This window comes from Arthrobacter sp. SPT-J7 (assembly GCF_059089965.1).
In genome coordinates, this window is sequence record NZ_JBNHFF010000023.1 from 1 (window position 1) to 20237 (window position 20237).

The 20237-nt window shown below is 65.5% G+C and carries 18 protein-coding genes; 4 read left to right on the top strand and 14 right to left on the bottom strand.

The features are described 5' to 3' along the window. Nucleotides 1-61: 61 nt before the first annotated feature. Entirely contained in the window at nt 62-400 is a 339-nt protein-coding gene (locus AC5RWX_RS18970; RefSeq protein ID WP_255768384.1) for a P-II family nitrogen regulator, read from the bottom strand. Continuing rightward, a complete protein-coding gene (locus AC5RWX_RS18975) occupies nt 397-1749 on the bottom strand; it encodes an ammonium transporter (RefSeq protein ID WP_494097880.1) in 1353 nt (450 codons plus the stop codon). The genes AC5RWX_RS18970 and AC5RWX_RS18975 overlap by 4 nt, the downstream gene beginning before the upstream one ends. A 226-nt stretch (nt 1750-1975) precedes the next feature. Between AC5RWX_RS18975 and AC5RWX_RS18980 the strand changes: the two genes are divergently transcribed. Beyond that, complete coding sequence (locus AC5RWX_RS18980; protein WP_494097881.1) at nt 1976-3238, top strand: MFS transporter; 1263 nt, start codon at nt 1976-1978, stop codon at nt 3236-3238. Here the strand turns inward: AC5RWX_RS18980 and ftsY are convergent. The 7 genes from ftsY to coaD all read right to left on the bottom strand — a co-directional run bounded on the left by ftsY (nt 3235) and on the right by coaD (nt 11351). Continuing rightward, the gene (ftsY, locus tag AC5RWX_RS18985) at nt 3235-4443 is read right to left on the bottom strand and encodes a signal recognition particle-docking protein FtsY (RefSeq protein ID WP_494097882.1); all 1209 of its coding nucleotides are present in this window, start codon (nt 4441-4443) and stop codon (nt 3235-3237) included. The genes AC5RWX_RS18980 and ftsY overlap by 4 nt on opposite strands. 66 nt (nt 4444-4509) lie before the next feature. Continuing rightward, nucleotides 4510-8097, bottom strand: a complete 3588-nt coding sequence (gene smc, locus AC5RWX_RS18990) for a chromosome segregation protein SMC (RefSeq protein ID WP_494097883.1) — start codon at nt 8095-8097, stop codon at nt 4510-4512. Nucleotides 8098-8229: 132 nt separating this feature from the next. After that, on the bottom strand, nt 8230-9204 hold the full coding sequence (mutM, locus tag AC5RWX_RS18995; RefSeq protein ID WP_494097884.1) for a bifunctional DNA-formamidopyrimidine glycosylase/DNA-(apurinic or apyrimidinic site) lyase: 975 nt from the start codon (nt 9202-9204) through the stop codon (nt 8230-8232). A 5-nt stretch (nt 9205-9209) separates the two neighbouring features. Further along, entirely contained in the window at nt 9210-9941 is a 732-nt protein-coding gene (rnc, locus tag AC5RWX_RS19000; RefSeq protein WP_494097885.1) for a ribonuclease III, read from the bottom strand. A 21-nt stretch (nt 9942-9962) separates the two neighbouring features. Beyond that, nucleotides 9963-10166: a 50S ribosomal protein L32 gene (gene rpmF, locus AC5RWX_RS19005; RefSeq protein ID WP_009356569.1), complete on the bottom strand. Its 204-nt coding sequence runs from the start codon at nt 10164-10166 to the stop codon at nt 9963-9965. Nucleotides 10167-10202: 36 nt separating this feature from the next. Beyond that, entirely contained in the window at nt 10203-10727 is a 525-nt protein-coding gene (locus AC5RWX_RS19010; protein ID WP_458782138.1) for a YceD family protein, read from the bottom strand. A gap of 123 nt (nt 10728-10850) precedes the next feature. Beyond that, nucleotides 10851-11351, bottom strand: coding sequence for a pantetheine-phosphate adenylyltransferase (gene coaD, locus AC5RWX_RS19015; protein ID WP_494097886.1), 501 nt, complete (start codon nt 11349-11351; stop codon nt 10851-10853). A gap of 43 nt (nt 11352-11394) precedes the next feature. Here coaD and AC5RWX_RS19020 point away from each other — a divergent pair, with 43 nt between their 5' ends. Together AC5RWX_RS19020 and AC5RWX_RS19025 are read left to right on the top strand one after the other, a co-directional pair. After that, on the top strand, nt 11395-12624 hold the full coding sequence (locus AC5RWX_RS19020; protein ID WP_494097887.1) for an aminotransferase class I/II-fold pyridoxal phosphate-dependent enzyme: 1230 nt from the start codon (nt 11395-11397) through the stop codon (nt 12622-12624). After that, on the top strand, nt 12624-13412 hold the full coding sequence (locus AC5RWX_RS19025; RefSeq protein ID WP_494097888.1) for a spermidine synthase: 789 nt from the start codon (nt 12624-12626) through the stop codon (nt 13410-13412). The genes AC5RWX_RS19020 and AC5RWX_RS19025 overlap by 1 nt, the downstream gene beginning before the upstream one ends. On the opposite strand, the gene rsmD is transcribed toward AC5RWX_RS19025, so the two are convergent. From rsmD to thiL, 4 genes are read right to left on the bottom strand one after another with little or no spacing between them, the layout of a single operon-like run. After that, the gene (gene rsmD / locus AC5RWX_RS19030; RefSeq protein ID WP_494097889.1) at nt 13409-14044 is read right to left on the bottom strand and encodes a 16S rRNA (guanine(966)-N(2))-methyltransferase RsmD; all 636 of its coding nucleotides are present in this window, start codon (nt 14042-14044) and stop codon (nt 13409-13411) included. The two genes, AC5RWX_RS19025 and rsmD, sit on opposite strands and share 4 nt — an antisense overlap. Before the next feature lie 45 nt (nt 14045-14089). Beyond that, the gene (locus AC5RWX_RS19035; protein ID WP_494097890.1) at nt 14090-16354 is read right to left on the bottom strand and encodes an ATP-dependent DNA helicase RecG; all 2265 of its coding nucleotides are present in this window, start codon (nt 16352-16354) and stop codon (nt 14090-14092) included. Then, nucleotides 16344-17330, bottom strand: coding sequence for a DAK2 domain-containing protein (locus AC5RWX_RS19040; RefSeq protein ID WP_494097891.1), 987 nt, complete (start codon nt 17328-17330; stop codon nt 16344-16346). The genes AC5RWX_RS19035 and AC5RWX_RS19040 overlap by 11 nt, the downstream gene beginning before the upstream one ends. Nucleotides 17331-17352: 22 nt before the next feature. After that, on the bottom strand, nt 17353-18399 hold the full coding sequence (gene thiL, locus AC5RWX_RS19045) for a thiamine-phosphate kinase (protein WP_494097892.1): 1047 nt from the start codon (nt 18397-18399) through the stop codon (nt 17353-17355). 94 nt (nt 18400-18493) lie between these two features. Here thiL and AC5RWX_RS19050 point away from each other — a divergent pair, with 94 nt between their 5' ends. Next, nucleotides 18494-18997, top strand: coding sequence for a DUF3515 family protein (locus tag AC5RWX_RS19050; RefSeq protein WP_494097893.1), 504 nt, complete (start codon nt 18494-18496; stop codon nt 18995-18997). Nucleotides 18998-19087: 90 nt separating this feature from the next. Here AC5RWX_RS19050 and AC5RWX_RS19055 read toward each other — a convergent pair whose 3' ends face one another. Further along, nucleotides 19088-20236 carry a D-alanine--D-alanine ligase family protein gene (locus AC5RWX_RS19055; protein ID WP_494097894.1) on the bottom strand — a complete coding sequence of 383 codons (1149 nt, stop codon included), beginning with the start codon at nt 20234-20236 and terminating at the stop codon, nt 19088-19090. Nucleotide 20237 lies beyond the last annotated feature (1 nt).

Here is a 20237-nt window from a genome sequence, read left to right on the forward strand (position 1 = left end):
GGCGGGAAACCTTCCGGTTTCCCGCCCGCTCTTCCTGGCTGTTTTCCTGCTTGCCGCCTGCCTAGATGGCGGCGACTCCCCGTTCCCCTGTCCGGACCCGCACTGCCTCGAAGACGTCCACGGTCCAGACTTTGCCGTCCCCGGCCCGGCCGGTGTTTGAGCTGGCAATGATGACATCCAGGATGTCGTCGGCCTGCTCGTCGGTTGCCAGGACTTCCACCCGGATCTTCGGCAGGAGGTCCACGTTGTACTCGGCTCCGCGGTACACCTCCGTGTAGCCGCGCTGCCGGCCGTAGCCGCTGGCCGCGCTGACCGTCAGGCCCTGTACGCCGTAGGCTTCCAGTCCTTCCCGGATGGCTTCGAGCTTTTCCGGCCTGACGATTGCGGTGATCAGTTTCATGCCCCCACACTTTCCTTGCCTGTTGCTGATTCGGTCTTCTGGGCATCCGCGGTGGCCTCGGCAGCCTCCGGCTGGGTCTTGCCCGTAATCATGTCGTGCAGCGGCTGGAAGCTTCCACCGTGTCCGCCAACACCGAACTCGTAGGCGGTCTCGGCGTGCAGGCTGAGGTCCACACCCACCGTTTCCTGTTCCTGCGAAACCCGGAAGCCCATGGTCTTGTGGATGGCCAGGGCGATGATGGCCGTGAGGATGGCCGAGTAGGCGATGGCGATTCCGGCAGCTGCGAGCTGGGCCCACATCTGGGTCATGCCGCCGCCGTAGAAGAGACCGCCGCCCACGCCGTCCGTGGGCAGTGCGATGAAACCCAGAGCCACGGTGCCGATGATGCCGGAGACGAGGTGAACGCCGACGACGTCAAGGGAGTCATCGAAGCCCCAGCGGAACTTCAGCCCAACAGCGAGGGCAGAGGCCACACCGGCCACGACGCCGAGGCCGAGGGCGCCGACCGGGCTGACGTTGGCGCAGGCGGGGGTGATGGCCACCAGGCCGGCGACAACACCTGAGGCTGCACCCAGTGAGGTGGGGTGGCCGTCGCGGATACGTTCGGTGACAAGCCAGCCGAGCATGGCGGCAGCAGGTGCGGCGAGCGTGTTGACCCAGATGAGGCCGCCCTGCTCAGCAGTGGTGGCGGCGCCGCCGTTGAAACCGAACCAGCCGAACCACAGCATGGCTGCGCCAAGCATCACAAACGGGATGTTGTGCGGGCGGTGGTTGGGATCCTTGCCGAAGCCCTTGCGGTTACCGATGATGAGGACGAGTACCAGTGCGGCTACGCCTGCGTTGATGTGGACCACGGTGCCGCCGGCGAAGTCGATGGCCGGGCCGAGTGCCTGGCCCACGGCGCCTTCAGGGCCGAAGAGTCCGCCGCCCCAGACCATGTAGGCCAGAGGGCAGTAAACCAAGGTGACCCAGACCGGGACGAAGACGCTCCAGGCGCCGAACTTTGCCCGGTCCGCGATGGCACCGCTGATCAGTGCGACGGTGATGATGGCGAAGGTGGCAGCGTAGCCGACCTTGATCATTCCGTCAGGAGTGTCGATACCCTCGAGGCCGAAGGTGGCGAACGGGTTGCCAACGATCTGCAGGAACCCATCACCGGAGCTCATGGAGGAGCCCCAAAGGACCCAGACAACGCCCACCATGCCGATGGAGATGAAGCTCATCATCATCATGTTCAGGGCGGCCTTGGCACGGGTCATGCCGCCGTAGAAAAATGCCAGACCCGGCGTCATCAGCAGCACGAGGGCTGCCGACACCATGATCCATACGTGACCTGCGGTAAGTTCCATGGTGCACGTCCTCTCTGGTCGAATATTGCGGAGTCCTCCGCCTGCCAACGCCTTTTTGCGTCCTGTAACGAGTTTGTCCGCGCCGTGTTTCGCCCACGGAGGATTTAGATTGCCGGCCTGTTACAACAACCTCTAGGAAGTAAATGGTGCATATCGTGCTTGTTACGGTTGTGTTTCATCGTTCCCGCAGGCCCCCGGCCCTCCAGACTGCAAGGATTCGCCCATTATGACGGCACCACCCCGCGGCAGCGGCGCCACTTCAAGGATCCTGGCCCGCCTGCGCCCGCAGCGCGAGCGGCTTCCCCGCGATATCAAGGTGATGCTCGTCGCGGCGTTCCTGATTGCGCTGGGATTCGGGCTGGTTGCGCCGGTATTGCCGCAGTTCGCCACCACGTTCGGGGTGGGCAACACCGAGGCATCCGTGATTGTTGCCATTTTCGCCTTCATGCGGCTCGTGTTTGCCCCGGCAGGCGGCAGCCTCATAGGGCGGCTTGGTGAACGGCCTGTCTACGTGGCCGGGCTGCTGATTGTGGCAGTATCCACGGCAGCGTGCGCGTTCGCCCAGGACTACTGGCAGCTGCTGCTCTTCCGCGGGCTCGGCGGAGCAGGTTCCGTGATGTTCACCGTGGCGTCGATGGCCCTGGTGATCCGGTTGGCACCGCCGGAGAGCCGGGGCAGGGTGTCCGGCGCGTACGCGTCAGCGTTCCTGATCGGCAATGTCTGCGGGCCGATTGTGGGCGGGCTGCTGGCTGGATTCGGCCTCCGGATCCCATTCCTGGCCTATGCCGCAGCCCTGATCGTTGCCGCCCTTGTGGTCCAGACGCAGCTCAGCCATCAGCGCCGCGGGTCAGGGGAGGCACAGCAGCGGGCGCCGGAGATGAAGCTCGGCGAGGCCCTGGCGACAGGACCGTACAGGGCTGCCCTGCTATCCAGCTTCGCCAACGGCTGGGCCAGCTTCGGCGTACGCATGGCCACCGTTCCCCTGTTTGCCGCTGCCGCCTTTGGCGCTGGGCCCGAAGCTGCAGGGCTGGCCTTGGCGGTGTTCGCCGCAGGCAACGCCGTGGCACTGACCTTCTCGGGCCGCCTGGCGGACAGCATAGGGCGCAAGCCCATGATGATCTCGGGCCTGCTGGTGGCTGCCGCTTCCACGGCCGGTATCGGCTTCGCCGGTGAGCTGGCGTGGTTCCTGGCGGCCTCCGCGCTTGCCGGCGTCGGCTCCGGGCTGTTCGGACCTGCCCAGCAGGCGGCCGTCGCCGATGTGATCGGCAACGGGCGGTCCGGCGGCAAGGTTCTGGCGGTGTACCAGATGACGTCCGACGTCGGGGCGATCGTAGGGCCGGTGCTGGCCGGCGTGCTGGCTGACCGCCTGGGCTATGGCTGGGCCTTTGGCGTCACCGGCGGCGTCCTGCTGGTTGCCGCCTGCAGCTGGCTGGGCACCCGCGAGACCCTTCGGGCCGGCAAAGGCGCGGGCAGCGCGGACGGCCGCTAGTTCAGCAGCGCGTCCACAAACGCTTCAGCCTCGAACGGTGCAAGGTCGTCGGCGCCTTCGCCCAGTCCAATGAGCTTGACCGGCACGCCGAGGGTCTTTTGGATGGCGACGACGATGCCGCCCTTGGCCGTGCCGTCCAGCTTCGTCAGGACGATACCGGTGATGTTGACAACTTCAGAGAAGACGCGTGCCTGGTTCAGGCCGTTCTGGCCGGTGGTTGCATCCAGCACCAGGAGGACCTCATCCACCTCGGCCAGCTTCTCCACCACGCGCTTGACCTTCCTGAGTTCGTCCATGAGGCCGACCTTGTTCTGAAGGCGGCCTGCCGTGTCGATCATCACCACGTCGACTTCCTGGTCGATGCCGGCCTTCACTGCTTCGTAGGCAACGGACGCCGGATCGGCACCCTCGATGTCCGACTTCACGGTGGGGACGCCCACCCGCTGGCCCCACGTGGCCAGCTGCTCGGCGGCTGCAGCACGGAACGTGTCCGCGGCGCCGAGGAGCACGTCCTTGTCTTCCGCCACCAGCACGCGGGCAAGCTTGCCCACGGTGGTGGTCTTGCCCACCCCGTTCACGCCTACCACCATCATGACGGCCGGCTTGTCAGCGTGGCGCTGCACGTTCAGGGTTCGGTCCATGGTGGGGTCCACAAGCCTGATGAGTTCCTCCCGGAGCAGCACTTTGACCTGCTCAGGAGTCCGGGTGCCCAACACCTTGACGCGCTCCCGCAGGGCGTCCACAAGCTGCATGGTGGGTTCGGTGCCAAGGTCGGCCAGGAGGAGGGTTTCCTCAACTTCGTCCCAGACGTTTTCGTCGATCTTGTCGCTGGAAAGCAGTGCCAGGAGGCCCTTGCCCATGATGTTGTTGGAGCGGACCAGCCGTTCGCGAAGGCGGATGAGGCGGCCGGCAACGGGCAGTGGCGTCTCGACCGGTATGACTTCAAGGCCAGTTGCATCGTCCGGCACCGTGGTGGTGTCCAGCCCCTCCAGGTCAACACTGTCGGTAACCCGGCGGTCGGTAACCGGGGCCGGACTGTCGTCCACCGCCGTGCTCCCGTTCCGTGGCAGGATGGGGTCGTTCGCATCCCGCGTGCCCGGGTACTGGGTGATGTTTTTCCGCGTCTTGAGCAGGACCGGAATCAGCCCGCCAATAACCGCCAGGGCAGCAACAATGGACAAAATTATGGGGAGGATGTCATTCACTCCCCTAGCTTCTCATAACGCAGCAGGCGTTACGGGCGGCCCCGGGGCAGCCCATGGGGGCAGCCCCTACACCTCGGCACCCAAGCGTTGGCTGATGACCGTGGAGACGCCGTCGCCCCTCATGGTCACGCCATAGAGCGCATCGGCCACTTCCATGGTCCGCTTCTGGTGGGTGATGACGATGAGCTGGCTGGACTCCCTGAGTTCCTCGAAGATAGTGATGAGGCGGCCCAGGTTGGTGTCATCCAGCGCAGCTTCCACCTCGTCCATCACATAGAACGGCGACGGCCGGGCCTTGAAGATCGCAACCAGCAGGGCCACCGCCGTCAGGGAGCGTTCACCGCCGGACAGGAGCGAAAGCCGCTTGATTTTCTTTCCGGCAGGGCGGGCTTCCACTTCGATGCCGGTGGTGAGCATGTCCCCCGGATCGGTGAGTACAAGCCTTCCCTCTCCGCCGGGAAACAACCGGGCGAAGACCCTGGTGAACTGCGCCTGGGTGTCCTCGAAGGCTTCCGTGAAGACCCGCTGGACGCGGTCATCCACTTCCTTGATGATGTCCAGCAGGTCCTTCCGGCTGGCCTTCAGGTCCTCCAGCTGCGTGCTGAGGAACTGATGGCGCTCCTCAAGCGCGGCGAATTCCTCCAGCGCCAAGGGGTTGACCCTGCCCAGGCTGGCGAGGTCGCGTTCTGCTTTGCGGAGCCGTTTCTCCTGCTCCTCCCGGACGTAGGGCTTGCCCTCGACGATGTCTGCTCCGGCGGCATCCACCGGGGCGCGCAGGGCTGCCCACTTGTCGCCGCTTTCTTCGGCAGGAACCGGAACTGGGACCTGGGGCCCGTAGTCCGACAGCAAGGCATCGGGGGTTATCCCGAGTTCATCGATGGAGCGGCTTTCCAGGGCTTCGATACGTGCCCGTTGCCGGGTGCGGGCGAGTTCGTCGCGGTGGACGTTGTCCGTGAGCTCGGCAAGTTCCCGTGCGAACAGGTCATTCGTGCTCCGGATGTGCAGCAGTTCCTTGTCCCGCTGTTCCCTGTTCTCTTCAGCAAGGTCGCGCTCGTGCCTTGCCAGGTCCACGGACACATCCATGTACTGGAGTGCCAGTTCAACTGCGGCGGCCACCGCGGCAGCGCGTTTCGCCTGGGCCCGGCGGCGGCGGGCCCGTTCGGCTGCTTCCTCACGGGCGCGGCGCTCGGTGGCAGCGGCGCGTTCCAGCGAATCAACCCGGTTCCGGGTTGCTGTTAATTGCTCTTCGGCGCTGCGCAGCGACAGCCGCGCCTCCACTTCGGCGGCACGGGCTGTGGAGGCGGCCTTGGCGAGGACATCCCGGTGTTCGCTGGAGGGCTCCTGTTCCAAGGGCGCCTCCTGGGCTGCCGCAAGCCGAGCCGTGACGGCGGCGAGCGCTTCCTGCTCGGCCGTGACGTTCGCTTCGGCACGACCCAGCGACGCCGCCAGCCGGTCGCTTTCGCCCACTGCGCTGCGGAGTACGGAGTTGAGGTGGCCAAGGCGTTCCGCCACGGCCGCCAGCCTGGCATCTGATTCGTGCAGCCGGTCGAGCGCAGCATCGGCGCGTTCCTGGGCCTCCGCACGCCGCGCCTCTGCCCCGGCCAGGGCGAACCTGTTCCGCTCCAGCTCGGCCGTGACGGACGAAACCCCGCTTTCGGCGTCGTCCACGGCGGCTTGGATTTCAAGGAGCGACGGCGCCTTCGCCGAGCCGCCCGTGGCTGAAACCGCCGTGAAGACGTCCCCTTCCCGGGTCACCGCGGTGATACCGGGGCGTGCGGACACCAGCGCTGCGGCCGCCCGGACGTCTGTGACGACGGCGGTGCCTGCGAGCAGGTGCCACACAGCCGGGGCTGCGTGTCCGGCGTCCTGCACCAGGCCCGCTGCCCAGCGGGCCCCTTCCGGCAGGGGCGGTGCATTATCCGCCCCCACTCCGTGTGCTGCACCCTCGGCAGGGAGCAGAAAAGATGCCCGGCCCGCGTCGTCGTCCTTGAGGAGTTGAACCATACCGGCGGCGGCCTCGTGGTTTTGTACGAGGAAAGCGTCCGAGGCTTCCCCCAGGGCAGCGGCGATCGCCGTTTCATAGCCCGGTTCCACCGCCAGTTCTCCGGCAAGGGTGCCCTGGACCCCTGCCAGTCCGGCGTCGAGGACGTGCCCTGCCCCGTCCTTCCGGTTCAGCCCAAGTTGAAGGGCGTCGCGGCGCGCCACCAAGGCATCACGCTTGCGGATTCCCTCACTGACTGCCGCCTTGAAGCCGGAGATCTCTTGAAGCACTGCATCGAGTGCCTCGCTGGCGGCCTCATAATCGGCGTCAAGGGATTCCTCCCCTTTTTCCACGCCGGCTACCTGGTTTTCCAGCGCGGTGAACTCGGATTGGGCGCGGGTATGCCGTTCCGCCCCGGCAGCCTGGGATTCCCTGAGCCTGCCCAGCTCGGCTTGCGCGGATTCCACCCGTGACCTCGCCGCAGCAACCTGGCCGGCCAGCCGTGCCAGTCCTTCACGCCGGTCAGCGGCTGCCCGAAGTACCGCAGTGAGCCGCTTGTCCTCGGCCAGTGCGGCTGCCTCTGCTTCCGCCTTCGCGGCGCTGGCGGCCTCAAGGCCACTGCGCATACCGAGGATGTCACGTTCGAGCCCGGCAAGTTCCCCGCGGACCCGTGCGGCCTGCCGTTCCAGCTGCTCAGGATCGCGGCCAGCTGCCGGGGGCTCTGCGGACCCGAGCAGGCGGGTGCGTTCCTGCGCCAACGTTCCGAGGGAACGCAGCCGTTCACGCGAGGCTGTCAGCCGGTACCAGGTGTCCCTTGCCGCGTTCAGCGTTGGGGTTGCTTCCGCGGCCAACTGCTCAAGGGCAGCCTGCTGCCGGCGCCCGGCTTCCAGTTCCTGCTCGACGGCGGCCCGCCGGGATTTGAGCGCGGCTTCGTCCGCGACGTCCTGCTCCAGCGCTTCCTGGAGCTGGACGAGGTCATCAGCGAGAAGCCGCGCCCTGGCATCGCGGACGTCGAACTGGACGCGCTGGGCCCGCCGCGCCACCTCCGCCTGTTTACCCAACGGGGTCAGCTGGCGCCTGATTTCGCCGGTCAGGTCGGTGAGCCGCTGCAGGTTGGCCTGCATGGCTTCCAGCTTGCGGACTGTCCGCTCCTTGCGGCGCCGGTGTTTGAGGATTCCGGCGGCTTCCTCAATGAAGCCCCGGCGGTCCTCAGGGGTGGCGTGGAGGACCCGGTCCAGCTGGCCCTGGCCCACAATTACATGCATTTCGCGGCCCAGGCCTGAGTCGGACAGCAGTTCTTGGATGTCAAGCAACCGGCAACCCGCGCCATTGATGGCGTACTCGGAACCGCCGGCCCGGAAGAGCGTCCGCGAAATAGTGACTTCGCTGTACTCGATCGGCAGGGCACCGTCAGTGTTGTCAATGGTCAGCGACACGTGTGCCCGCCCGAGTGGGGGCCGGCCGGATGTTCCGGCGAAAATGACGTCTTCCATCTTGCCGCCGCGCAGGGTTTTGGCCCCCTGCTCCCCCATGACCCAGGCGAGGGCGTCCACCACGTTGGATTTGCCGGAGCCGTTGGGGCCCACTACGGCGGTAACGCCAGGTTCGAAATTGAAGGTGGTGGCGGACGCAAACGACTTGAACCCCCGGACGGTCAGGCTTTTGAGGTGCAAGGCTTTTGGATCTCCTGGATGGCTGGGACGGATGCTTCCCTGCACCAAATCTACTGCTTACCGGCGAAATGGCCCGGATTGACGGGCCACTACTCCTGCGCGACGGCACCGGGACGTCCAGCCGGCTTTCTGTTACCAGCGACCGTTGCGGGGACGGGGCTGGCACACGGGGCAGGTGTGTGAGGAACGGTTCATGAACTGGTCCCGGCGGATGGTTGTTTGAATTCCCGCCGCGGCGCACCGCTTGCACGGCAACCCCTCCCGCCCATAGGCGTTGAGGGACCGGTCAAAGTATCCCGAGGCGCCGTTGACGTTCACGTACAGGGAGTCGAAGCTGGTGCCACCCGCAGCCAGCGCATCCAGCATGACCTCCCGCGCGCTGCCCAAAACCCTTTCAGCGTCGGCGCGGCGCAGGCTGTCAGTAGGCCGGGCGAAGTGGAGGCGGGCGCGCCACAACGCCTCGTCGGCGTAGATGTTTCCGATGCCGGACACCAGGCCCTGGTCCAGCAAGGCCCGCTTCAGGCCAGTTTTACGTTTGCGGAGGCGGCGATAGAAAAGGTCGAAGGAGAACGCCGGATCCAGGGGGTCCCGTGCGATGTGGGCCGCTTCTTCCGCGATCAGCGGAAGGGGCGATTCTGCGAGGCCGCCCGGGCCGCCGTCGTCCGTTGGAACCAAAGCGGTGACGAACAGGCCCCCGAAGATCCGCTGGTCCACGAACCGCAACTGTTCCGGCATGCCTTCGCGCGAACCCAGCCGGATCCGTACTTTAAGGTGTTTCTCGTCCGGGACGCTGCCATCCTGCATCAGCAGCTGGCCGCTCATGCCAAGATGGGCCATCAGCGCCACCTTCTGGGTGGGGTCGGGACCGCCCGGGAGTGGCCCGCCAGGATCGGCAGAGGCATCCAGCAGCGGCATCCAGAGGAACTTGCCCCGCCGCACGACGTCGGCCACAATTGCGCCTTCGAGGTTTCCGATGAAATCTTCGGTGCCCAGTGCGTGACGGCGGATCGAGCGCTGGTCCAGGACTTCCACGCGTTCGATGGTCCTGCCGCGGACCCAGCTCACCAGGCCGCGGCGGACCACCTCAACTTCAGGAAGTTCAGGCATGTCGCCTACTGGGCAGCGATCGAACCGGCCGGCTTGCTGCCCGCCGGCACGGAACCGGCGTTGCCGGTGAGGACCCGCCAGGCATCGGCAGCAGCTTCCTGCTCCGCTTCCTTTTTCGAGTGGCCGGAGCCCCTGCCGTAGGCCTTGCCGCCTATGTGCAGGACGGCCGCGAAAATCCGCGCGTGGTCCGGGCCGGAGCCCTCCACGGCATAGTGGATGGTTCCGAGCTGGCGGCTTGCTGCGAGTTCCTGGATGCTGGTTTTCCAGTCGGTTCCTGCACCCAGAGCAGCGGCGTCCTTGAGCAGGGGCCCGATCAGCCGCATCACCAACTGGCGGGCGGTCTCGATGTCGTTGGACACGTAGGTGGCACCGATCAGCGCTTCCATGGTGTCCGCCAGGATTGAGGCCTTGTTTTTGCCCTCGGTGAGCTTTTCGCCCTGCCCGAGGTAGATGTAATCGCCAATGCCGAGGCTGCGCCCGATGCCGGCGAGGGCACGGGTGCTGACCACGGCGGAGCGCCGCTTCGCGAGGTCGCCTTCGGGCAGGTCCGGGTTGTCCCGGTACAGAGCGTCCGTCACGGAGAAGCCAAGGATGGAGTCCCCGAGGAATTCGAGCCGCTCATTAGTAGGGATGCCGCCGTTTTCGTAGGCATAGGAACGGTGTGTGAGCGCAAGACGAAGCGTCCCGGCGTCAATAGAGACACCGAGACGCTTCAAAAGCTCTTCAGTTGAAGACATCATGTCAGCCGGAGGGGCCGATTAGACGTCCGCGACCTTGCGGCCCTTGTACTCAAGGAACAGCGCGGTGCCGGCCGAGTCGGTGACGACCTTTGCCTGGTGCGGCAGGCTGTAAGTAACCTGGCCGTTCTCCACGGTCTTCACCAGGTGGGGGGCGGTCGCCTTCCACTGCGAGCGGCGGGCGCGGGTATTCGAGCGAGACATTTTCCGCTTGGGAACAGCCACGGCTAACTCATTTCTCTCTAGACAAACACGTACAAATCAATTTTGCCGGTCAGGCTTAGCCATATCAGCTAGGGCAGCCCAGCGAGGATCCAAGACCTCGTGGTGGTGCCCCGGCTCGTCTTCCAGGCGAACTCCACATTCGGAGCAAAGGCCCTGGCAGTCTTCCCGGCACACCGGCTGGAACGGCAGATTGGTGACAACCGCGTCCCGCAACACCGGTTCAAGATCGATTACATCGTGCTCGACTCGACGTTGCTCTTCATCATCTTCTTCGTCCGAAAGCTCTGCGCCTTCATAGAAGAAAAGTTCTTGCACATTGACCTCAAGGTCATACGCAAGGGGATCCAGGCATCGCCCGCATTCACCGGTTACTTCGGCAAGCGCGGTTCCTGATACCAGAATTCCTTCGTGTACGGCCTCAAGCCTCAGGTCCAGCTCGATATCCGAGCCTTCCTGAACACCAATAAGCGCCACACCAAGATCACTTGGTGCGGGTACATGTTCCTTCAGTGTCCGCATGCTTCCCGGACTGCGTCCGAGGTCCTTGACGTCGAACGCCAGGGGCGAACCAGCATCTCGTTTAATGAGAACTCCTGTTGAACATATGACCGACGTACCATCTTAGCCTGAAGAGCCACAGGGACTCAAACCAGGTAACCGGCGGCGCCGAAGTACCCGACTAGCCTACCCTCTTGGCTGCTGTCCAGGAGCCAACTCGCCCGCAAGCATCCTCCGGTGCACGGACCTGGGCACGTAGTCCGAAACGCTGCCGCCCAGGCTCGCGACCTCTTTAATCAGGGTGGAGGACAGATGGACGTAGTGGGCCTCGGCGGGCAAAAACACCGTTTCCACTCCGCTGAGCTGGCGGTTCATGGTGGCCATGGGGAGCTCGTAGTCGAAGTCCGAGGAGGACCGAAGGCCCTTGACGATCGCGGAGACGCCGCGCTGCCGGCAATATTCGGCGAGGAGACCTTCCCCCACAGGTTCCACAACGATGCCCTTCAGCAGGGCCAGGGTCTCACGGGCCATTTCAAGGCGCTCATCCAGGCTGAACCTGTACTTCTTGGCCGGGTTGGTGGATACCGCAACGATGACCTCATCAAAGAGGCCGGCAGCCCGTGCAATAACCTCGAGATGGCCGTTATGGATGGGGTCATAGGATCCGGGGCAGACAGCTCGTCTCATGCTCCGAACCTACCCCATGAAAAGGCCGGGATACCATGACTGGATGCATCCACGACAGGAAGTTTTCACCCCCTTGGCCACCGCGCCCTGGCAGCGGACCGCGCTCGGAGCCAACCTCCTGGGGGCCCGCGGCGGGCTGGGAGTCACGATCTTCGAGGAAATGACGACCCTGGCGATGCAGACCGGCGCCATAAATCTGGGTCAGGGCTTCCCGGATGAGGACGGGCCGCTGGAGATACGTGAAGCGGCCCGCGCAGCCATCGCATCCGGGCAGAACCAGTACGCGCCGGGGAAGGGCGTGCCGGAGCTCCGGGAAGCAGTGGCTGCGCACCAGGCAAGGTTCTATGGCCTGTCCCCCGATCCGCAGACCGAAGTGATTGTTACCACCGGCGCCACCGAGGGTATCGCCGCCTCCCTGCTGGCTTTTGCAGGACCAGGTGACGAGGTACTGACCTTTGAGCCGTTTTACGATTCCTATGGTGCAGTCATCGGCCTGTCCGGAGCCACGCACGTGACGGCTCCCCTGCTGGCTCCGGACTTCATGCCGGACTTTGCCGCGCTGGAGGCCGCCTTCAACGAGCGGACCCGGATCGTGCTGCTGAACAATCCCCATAACCCCACCGGCGCTGTGTTTCCGCGCCCGGTGCTGCAGCGCGTCGTCGAGCTGGCCCGGAAGCACGACTGCTTGATCGTCACTGACGAGGTATACGAACATCTCACCTTCGGCGACCGCCACATCCCGGTAGCATCGCTGCCGGGAGCCGGTGACCGGACCATCACCATTTCCTCGGCCGGCAAGACGTTCTCCCTGACCGGGTGGAAGATTGGCTGGCTTACGGGCCCCGAGGAGCTCGTGTCCGCTGTGCGCACGGTCAAGCAGTTCCTCACCTACAGTTCGGGCACGCCATTCCAGTCAGCCATTGCCGGCGGGCTCGGCCTGCCGGACGCCTTCTACGCCAATATTGCGGCCACCTTGAAGCACAAGCGCGACATTCTCAGCGGAGGCCTTCGGGCAGCCGGTTTCGACGTTTTCGCACCGCAGGGGACGTACTTCGTCAACGTGGACACCGCGCCGCTGGGCATCCATGACTCGGTGGACCTGGCCCGCAGGCTCCCCGGCCTGGTTGGTGTGGCCGCCATCCCGGTCCCCGTTTTCTGCCACCCCGAAGGTGCTGAGAGGACGCGCAGCCTCCTTCGTTTTGCGTTCTGCAAGAAAATAGGCGTCCTGGAGGAAGCGGCTGCCCGGCTGGCAACCCTCAGCGGACTGCTCTGATGGCGGCCGGGGACGGCAGGCGGGCGGAACGGTTCCTCCGAACCACCGGACAGCACGCAACCATCGCTCCGGACGCCTTCACCGACGGCAGTTACGTGCTCAGCATCGGCGGGGCCGAGCAATCACATGTGAACCTGGCACAGCCGGACGAGATTTTTTACGAGTACCTGCGGCGGATCGGCCACCTGGTGGACCTGGCCGCACCTCCCGGACAGCCTGTGACAGCACTGCACCTGGGAGCAGGGGCACTGACCCTGGCCCGCTATATCCAGGCGACCAGGCCGGGCTCCGTCCAGTACGCAGTGGAGCTGGAACGTGAACTGCTGGACTTCGTCCTGCGCCAGTTGCCCCTTCCGGAGGGGACGGACCTGCACACCGTCATCGGAGACGCCCGCGGGGCCCTTGCGGAACTCGAACCGGGACTACGGTTCGACGTCGTTATCCTCGACATTTTCTCCGGACCGGAGGCCCCGGCCCACCTTGCCTGCAGGGAGTTTTACAGCGAGGTGCGGGAACGGCTTACCCCGAGCGGGCTGCTGATTGTCAATGTGGGCGACGAGCCGGGCCTCACCCTTGTCCGCAGCCAGGTCGCGGCCATGCGGCAGGCGATGGGCGATGTAGCGGCGTTTGCCGAAGCAGGCATGTTCGAGGGCCGTTACCCAGGCAACATCGTCCTGGCCGGCACCCAGGCTCCCTGGCCGGAAGGCTGGTCCGAAGCATTAGTGTCCCACGGCCCGCACCCCGCCAAAGTCCTGGCCGGCATGGACCTGGACGCGCTTTCGTCCTAGTCCTGATCAACCACGTCCTGGTCCACCAGGCCCTGATCAATGACGCCCGGGTCAATGGCGTCCGGTACGAAAGGCTCTGCGTACCACAGCCGGGTCTCACCGTATTTTTTCTCCGCGAACCGTGCCAGGCCTCCGGGCCAGCCCGGCTCCGGGGAGCGGGACGACCGTTCCACCACTACTACAGCCGCCGGCGAAAGGTGGGCAGCGAGCTTTTCGAGCACCGCGGACAGCGCGACCTCCTCCAGCGGATAGGGCGGGTCCAGGAACACGAGGTCCCAGGTTGCCGTGGCGGCGGCGCGTTCCAGGAAAGGCTCTACCTTCGAGCGGTGGACCGTCACGGCTTTGCGGCCCAAAACACCATTGATGAGGTCCGCGTTGCGCTGGCAGACGGCACTGGCCTTCGCATCGAATTCCACCAGGTCCACGGTCTCTGCACCCCTGCTGCCGCTCTCCACCCCCAGCGAACCTGAACCCGCGTAAAGGTCCAGGACCCGCGCACCGCTGATGACGTCAAAGGCGTCCAGCCTTGAGAACAGGGCTTCCTTCACGCGGTCCGTGGTGGGCCTGGTCAGGGAACCCGGAACAGCATGCAAGGGCGTACCGCCGGCGGCCCCGGCAATGATGCGGCTCACTGGAAACCCCCGCTTCGGACGCCGTGGACTCTGGATGCAACAGTGCTAACCGCGTTCAAGGAACGCCTCCTTTTCGGGGTTCAGGTACTTGTCGATTGCCTCTGACAGATCCGGGTGTGCACCCAGCGACGGGTCCTGCGCCACAATCTGCTGGGCATCGTCCCTGGCGCGGCTGATGACTGCTTCATGCTCGAGCACACGCAGAAGTCTCAGGGTGGAGCGCCCGCCGGACTGGGAGGCGCCCAGGATGTCGCCCTCGCGGCGCAGCTTCAGGTCCTCCTGGGAAAGTTCGAAACCATCCGTGGTGGCGGCCACTGCGTCCAGCCTCCGCCGGCTGGGGTGTTCCGGCTCCAGGGCGGTGACCAGCAGGCAGGTTCCCGGCAGGCCGCCACGGCCCACCCGGCCGCGCAGCTGGTGCAGCTGGGAGATGCCGAACCTGTCGGCGTCGAGAATGACCATAAGGGTGGCGTTGGGGACGTCCACTCCCACCTCAATCACGGTGGTGGAGACCAGGAGCTTGACGGTGTTTGCCGTAAAGCCCGCCATGGCGGCGGTTTTCACTTCGGGCGGCTGGCGCCCGTGCAGGGGTGCCAACGGAACCCCGGAAAGGGCAGGTTCGTCCAGAAGCTGTTCGACAACGGTGTTTACCGATGCCAGTTCCCGTCCGCCGTCCCCATCGGAGCCCTCGGCCAGGTCGGCCTCCCCGGGGCTGAAATCGCCGTCGTCGTCGGTACCGATCTTCGGGCAGACGACGTACACCTGGTGCCCGGCGTCAATTTCCTCACGGGAACGGGCCCAGATGCGGCCGGCCCAGGCAGGGTTCTCCGCGAGCCCCACCAAATGCGTGCTGATGGGCGCCCGGCCCTCGGGGAGCTCATCGAGAACCGACGTCTCAAGGTCCCCGAACACGGTCATGGCAACGGTCCGCGGGATGGGGGTCGCGGTCATCACCAGCAGGTGGGGCGGCTTCCTGGCCTTGGCCCGGAGTGCATCGCGTTGCTCCACGCCGAAGCGGTGCTGCTCGTCCACCACGATCAGGCCAAGATCGAAAAAGGTGACGTTGCCGCTGAGGAGGGCATGGGTGCCGATGATGATCCCGGCCGTCCCCGATGCGGCGTCGAGCAGGGCCTGCTTTCGTGTGGCGGCAGGCATGGAACCGGTCAGCAGCGTGACCTGGACGGACGCGTCGTCGAGCCCTCCCAGCAGGCCATCCCGGGAGAGCGGACCCAGTGAGCGGCGGATCGACTCGAAGTGCTGCGCCGCGAGGACTTCGGTGGGCGCCAGCAGAGCCGCCTGTCCCCCGGCGTCCACCACCTGCAGCATGGCACGCAGGGCCACGATGGTCTTGCCGGACCCTACTTCGCCCTGCAGCAGGCGGTTCATGGGAGTGTCACGTGCCAGTTCCGCTGCGAAGGTCTTCCCGACGGCGGCCTGCCCCGCCGTGAGGGTGAACGGGAGGTTAGCGTCGAACGCGGCAAGAAGACCTTCCGCGACGGGCCGGCGTGCCGTTGCCTCCTCCGAGGCCAACTGTGCCCGGCGCCTGGCCAGCGCGGATTGCAGCACCAGGGCCTCGTGGTACCTGAACCGGTCCCTCGCCCGGCGCCAGTCGTCAGCGGACACGGGAGCGTGGATGAGCCTGTAGGCCTGGGCCAGCGGCAGGAATTTCTCCCGGGCAGCGATGGCCGCCGGGACGGGATCAGGCAAGGCGCCCAGGTCCAGGGTTTCCAACAGGGTCCCGATGGTCTTTTGGATTTTCCAGCTGGGCAGTTTTGCCGTTGCCGGGTACACGGGGATGGGCATGGCAGCGAGTTTTTCCGGGTCCTGGCCGCCCTCGCTGAACGGGTCTTCATCCAGGAGCTGGAAGTCCGGGTTGGTAAGGCCAAGCGATCCTTTGAAGCTGGTGACCTTTCCCGAGAACAGGGCCCGGCGTCCCTGCAGGAGTTCGGCTTTCGCTTTGTAGCCGTTGAAGAAGCTGATCTTGAGCGTGCCGGGAACTTTGCCGCGGTAGTCCCGGCCGCCTACCAGCCGGAGCCCCTGCTGCCCGTCGTCGTCGGAAACTATGACGTCGGTGATGGTACCGCGCCGTGCCTGCATGTTCCGTGTGCTGCTGGACAGCACCCGGGCAATAAGGGTGACTTCCTCGTCGAGGGGAAGCTCGCTGATGGGCGTCAGCTCACCCCGGGACATGTAGCGGCGCGGAAAGTAATGCAGGAGGCCTTCCACCGTGGTGATACCCAGGTGCTTTTCAATAACCGCCGCGGAACGTTTTCCTATCCTGCGTTCCAGCGCAAGGTCCGTTTCAGCGTTCATGCCCGCTGGAGTTCACTGCGTCCGGGTGCGGTTCCCGCGGCAGGGCGAGTTCGCTGATACTGATCTGGGCGGGCTCCCCGAGGGAACGGATGATGGCAACAGCCGCTTCGGGGGCCGGAACGTGGACGTGGACGCGCCAACGGTAGTTCCCGTCAGTGTCGGGGTCGCTGCCCACCTGGCTCATGATGACCGACTCGCCGATCTCATCGAGCTGCTGCCGGAGGGTGGCGGCATTCAGGGGTGAGAGGTTGATGGTGCACATGACTTCGACGCCGTCGTCATCAGGCATGGCAGTGTGAATGTGGGGATCGGATACGTCATAGCCGTGCAGCCCGTCGAGGAGCTCACTTTGAAGTTCCACCCCCAGGACAGCGGACCGGAGGCAGTCCAGGATCAGGAGCATGCCCACTCCACCGGCATCCACCACGCGCGCGGAGGTCAGGGCGTCCAGCTGGTCCTCAGTGCGGATAACGGCGGCCAGGGCGGCTTCGACGGCGGCATCCAGGGCCAGGCCAAGGGCATGGTTGCTGTCATCGTTGTTCTGTCCGGCATCCACGGCGGCTGCGGCCCGGGCAGCAGCCTCCATCACTGAAAGCATCGTTCCAGGGACAGGATCGCTCAGGGCAGACCACGCGCGGATCTGGGCGCGGTTCAGGGCCGCTGCCAGCAGTGTGGACGTCAGACGCGTGTGGCCTGCCAGTGGCTCAGCCGCCGCGCAAAGGAATACTGAGAACAGGGTCCCGGAATTCCCCCTTGCCTCCTCCATCGCCGCCTGGCCTGCCTTGGCCAGCACAGCGCCAACGTCCAGCTGTGCAGGCTGGTCCCCGGCTGCAGCAGCAGACTGGGCGGCTGCCCGGACGGTGAGGTACAGGTTGGTGCCTGTGTCGCCGTCCGCCACCGGGAAGATATTGATGGCGTTGAGGCGGTCGCTGTGGTTTCCAAGGACGGTCTCAGCCTTGCCCAACCACCTCTTCATCGCTTGCGCGTTGGCGGCAACCTTAGTGTGCAAAGTGATCCCATCCCCCGGTGTCCGCGGACCGGCCCGCTATCTTGACGCTCGGGCTTTCGTTGCTTCCCAATGCTTGTATTGAGCCTATCGCAGTGAATCCGGGAGGCAGCTGAACATCCGATGGGAATGTGGCGAGCAGTCCATGGTCCTCCCCGCCGCCCAATGCCCACTCCATCGGATCCGTTCCCAGCAGCTCTGAGGCTGGCCGCAGCACCTCCGCGAATGCGCGCAGCGGCACCGGATCCAGATCAATGCCGACACCGCTGGCAGCCGCCAGCCGCAACCCGTCCCGGAGCAGGCCATCGGAAATATCCAGCATGGCAGTGGCACCGGCCGCCCGGGCGGCAGGCCCGGCAGCCAGAGGAGGCCTGGGCCTGCACTGGAGGTCCAGGAAGAAGCGCTGTTCCGGGCGGAGGGCATCGACGCTTAGGGCGGATTCGAGAATGTCCAGGCCGGCGGCAGCATGCCCAACCGTTCCGGCAAGGGTCAGGACATCCCCCGGATGGGCGCCCGACCGGAGGACGGCGTGGTGGCCGTCGAGGGTCCCCAGCACGGCCACTGTCACGGAGATTTCCCGGCCGCGGCCCAAATCCCCTCCGGCCACGGAACACCTGCCGGCACCCAGGTCCGTGATTCCCGCCGTCAAGCCGTCCGCCAGGTCCTCCACCCACGTGACGGGTGTCTCCGCGGGAAGGGTGAGGCTCACCACCAGGGATGTTGCCGTGCCTCCCATCGCATTGATGTCGCTGAGGTTCTGCGCCGCGGCTTTCCAGCCGACATCGAAACCAGTGGTGCGGTAGCCGTTGGGCCATTCCAACCGGAAATCCTGGTCCTGGACCTGGGTGTCAATGCTGATGACGGTCTTCCCGTCCGGCGCCGCTACAACGGCGGCGTCGTCACCCGGACCGAGCAGGGTAGCGACGACGTGCTCCCCACCCATGAAAAGGCGTGGAAATATCCGCGCCAGCAGCTCAGCTTCGGAGAGGGCGGCGACAGCGGGCGGCTGCTCTTGGACGGTCAAACGCTTTTCAGGCACGCCACTACGCTACAGCGGGCCCCGGACATTGGCGGCCCCCCGTGCCGCCGGCACCGCGTCCGGAACAGCGGGGCTGCAAGGATAGTCTTGAAGTATGCACCGTCCACAGCTTTCCCTGCCCGCCCGCGTTGCCAGGATGGCGCTGACCGGGATAGTTGCTTCCCTGGCCTTGGCCGCGTGCTCCCCCGCAGTGGACGTCCCAGCGGCCCGGGACGCTGCAAACCCCGCGTGTGCTCCCATGATGGTGGCCTTGCCGGAAGCGATCGGCGACTCGGCGCTTCGCAAGACGAACAGCCAGGCCACTGCCGTCTGGGGTGATCCCTCGCTGGTGATCCTTCGCTGCGGCGTGAACGTCCCCGGACCCACCACCGACCGCTGCGTAACCGTCAACGGGATCGACTGGGTGATTAAAGAAGGCGACCCCGTCTGGACCTTGACCACCTACGGCCGGGAGCCGGCCACCGAAATCCTGATGGATCCGGATAAGATCAGCTCTGCCACTGTCCTCGCCGATCTTGCCGTTGCCGCGGGTGAGATCCCGCCCCTCAGGAATTGTGTGGGCCAGGAAGAGCTGCAGAACCTGCCGAAAACCCAGTAGTTTTTGGGCCCACGCCCAGCAGGGTTTCCTGGCCGACGCGAAGCGAGGTCAGGGGCCGGTGGGGAGGCTCAACCACGAAACGAGCGACTCCTAGCGGAGGCCCGTCTTCCGGTTCAACGCCAGGTAGATGAGTTCATCAATCAGCTCGGCATAGTCCAGTCCTGATGCGGCCCACATCTGCGGGTACATGCTTTTGGGGGTGAACCCGGGCATGGTGTTGATCTCGTTGATGATCAGCTGGCCGTCCGGCGTGTAGAAGAAATCCACCCGGCTCAGGCCCTCTGCGCCCACAGCGTCAAAGGCGGCGGCGGAGAGCTCCCGCACCCTGGCAATCGCTTCCTCCGGCAGGTCTGCCGGGCAGCTCAATGATGCGGCATCGTCCTCGACATACTTCGCGTTGAAGTCGTAGAACTCGTGGGTACCGCCGGCCACAGAGATCTCGCCCGGCATGGAGGTGCGGGGGGCGTCGGTGCCCCTGCCTTCCAGTACTGCACACTCGATTTCCCGGCCGGTGATGCCGGCCTCAATCACCAGTTTGAGGTCGTGCCGGCGCGCCTCCTCGATGGCGGCGTCCAGCTCCTCGAGCGAATCAACCTTGGAGATTCCCATGGATGAACCAGCCCGCGCAGGCTTAACGAAAACGGGGAAGCCAAGCAGGTCCACCTGTTTCCGCACGGATTCCGCATCCTTGCGCCACTGCCTGTCAGTCACGGCAATGTAGGGACCAACCTGCAGGCCGGCCGCTTCAAAAACCACTTTCATGAAGTGCTTGTCCATGCCCACTGCCGAGGCCAGCACGCCCGCCCCGACGTACCGGGTGTCGGAGAGTTCCAACAGCCCCTGGATGGTGCCGTCCTCACCGAAGGGTCCGTGAAGCAGCGGGAATACCACGTCCACGGCACCGAGTTCCTGGGGCACCTCGTTCGGTGCGGCCACAATCAGCTGGTGTTCGCCGCCGATCTGGGCCAGCGTCACGGTTCGCGGCGACGGAACCACCTCCGGCAGCGCGGACGCTGCCAAGGACCACTGCGCGGTATCGCCGCCGGCCAGCACCCACTGCCCCGACTTGGCGATCCCGATGGGGATGACCTCGTACTTATCCTTGTTGATAGCACCGAGAACGCCGGCGGCGGTGACGCAGCTGACGGCATGCTCGCTGGAACGGCCGCCGAAAAGTACTGCGACCCGGGGCTTTGCCCCGCCGGCCGGCTCTGATGCGGTCAGTTTTTCTTCGGACATG

Excerpts from the sequence above, each read along its gene's own strand:
- AC5RWX_RS18975 (WP_494097880.1), bottom strand. The coding sequence starts at position 1,749 with ATGGAACTTACCGCAGGTCACGTATGGATCATGGTGTCGGCAGCCCTC.
- coaD (WP_494097886.1), bottom strand. The coding sequence starts at position 11,351 with ATGAGACGAGCTGTCTGCCCCGGATCCTATGACCCCATCCATAACGGC.
- rnc (WP_494097885.1), bottom strand. The coding sequence starts at position 9,941 with ATGTCTTCAACTGAAGAGCTTTTGAAGCGTCTCGGTGTCTCTATTGAC.
- AC5RWX_RS18980 (WP_494097881.1), top strand. The coding sequence starts at position 1,976 with ATGACGGCACCACCCCGCGGCAGCGGCGCCACTTCAAGGATCCTGGCC.
- mutM (WP_494097884.1), bottom strand. The coding sequence starts at position 9,204 with ATGCCTGAACTTCCTGAAGTTGAGGTGGTCCGCCGCGGCCTGGTGAGC.
- AC5RWX_RS19055 (WP_494097894.1), bottom strand. The coding sequence starts at position 20,236 with ATGTCCGAAGAAAAACTGACCGCATCAGAGCCGGCCGGCGGGGCAAAG.
- AC5RWX_RS19020 (WP_494097887.1), top strand. The coding sequence starts at position 11,395 with ATGCATCCACGACAGGAAGTTTTCACCCCCTTGGCCACCGCGCCCTGG.
- AC5RWX_RS19035 (WP_494097890.1), bottom strand. The coding sequence starts at position 16,354 with ATGAACGCTGAAACGGACCTTGCGCTGGAACGCAGGATAGGAAAACGT.
- AC5RWX_RS18970 (WP_255768384.1), bottom strand. The coding sequence starts at position 400 with ATGAAACTGATCACCGCAATCGTCAGGCCGGAAAAGCTCGAAGCCATC.
- AC5RWX_RS19025 (WP_494097888.1), top strand. The coding sequence starts at position 12,624 with ATGGCGGCCGGGGACGGCAGGCGGGCGGAACGGTTCCTCCGAACCACC.
- AC5RWX_RS19050 (WP_494097893.1), top strand. The coding sequence starts at position 18,494 with ATGCACCGTCCACAGCTTTCCCTGCCCGCCCGCGTTGCCAGGATGGCG.
- AC5RWX_RS19040 (WP_494097891.1), bottom strand. The coding sequence starts at position 17,330 with ATGAAGAGGTGGTTGGGCAAGGCTGAGACCGTCCTTGGAAACCACAGC.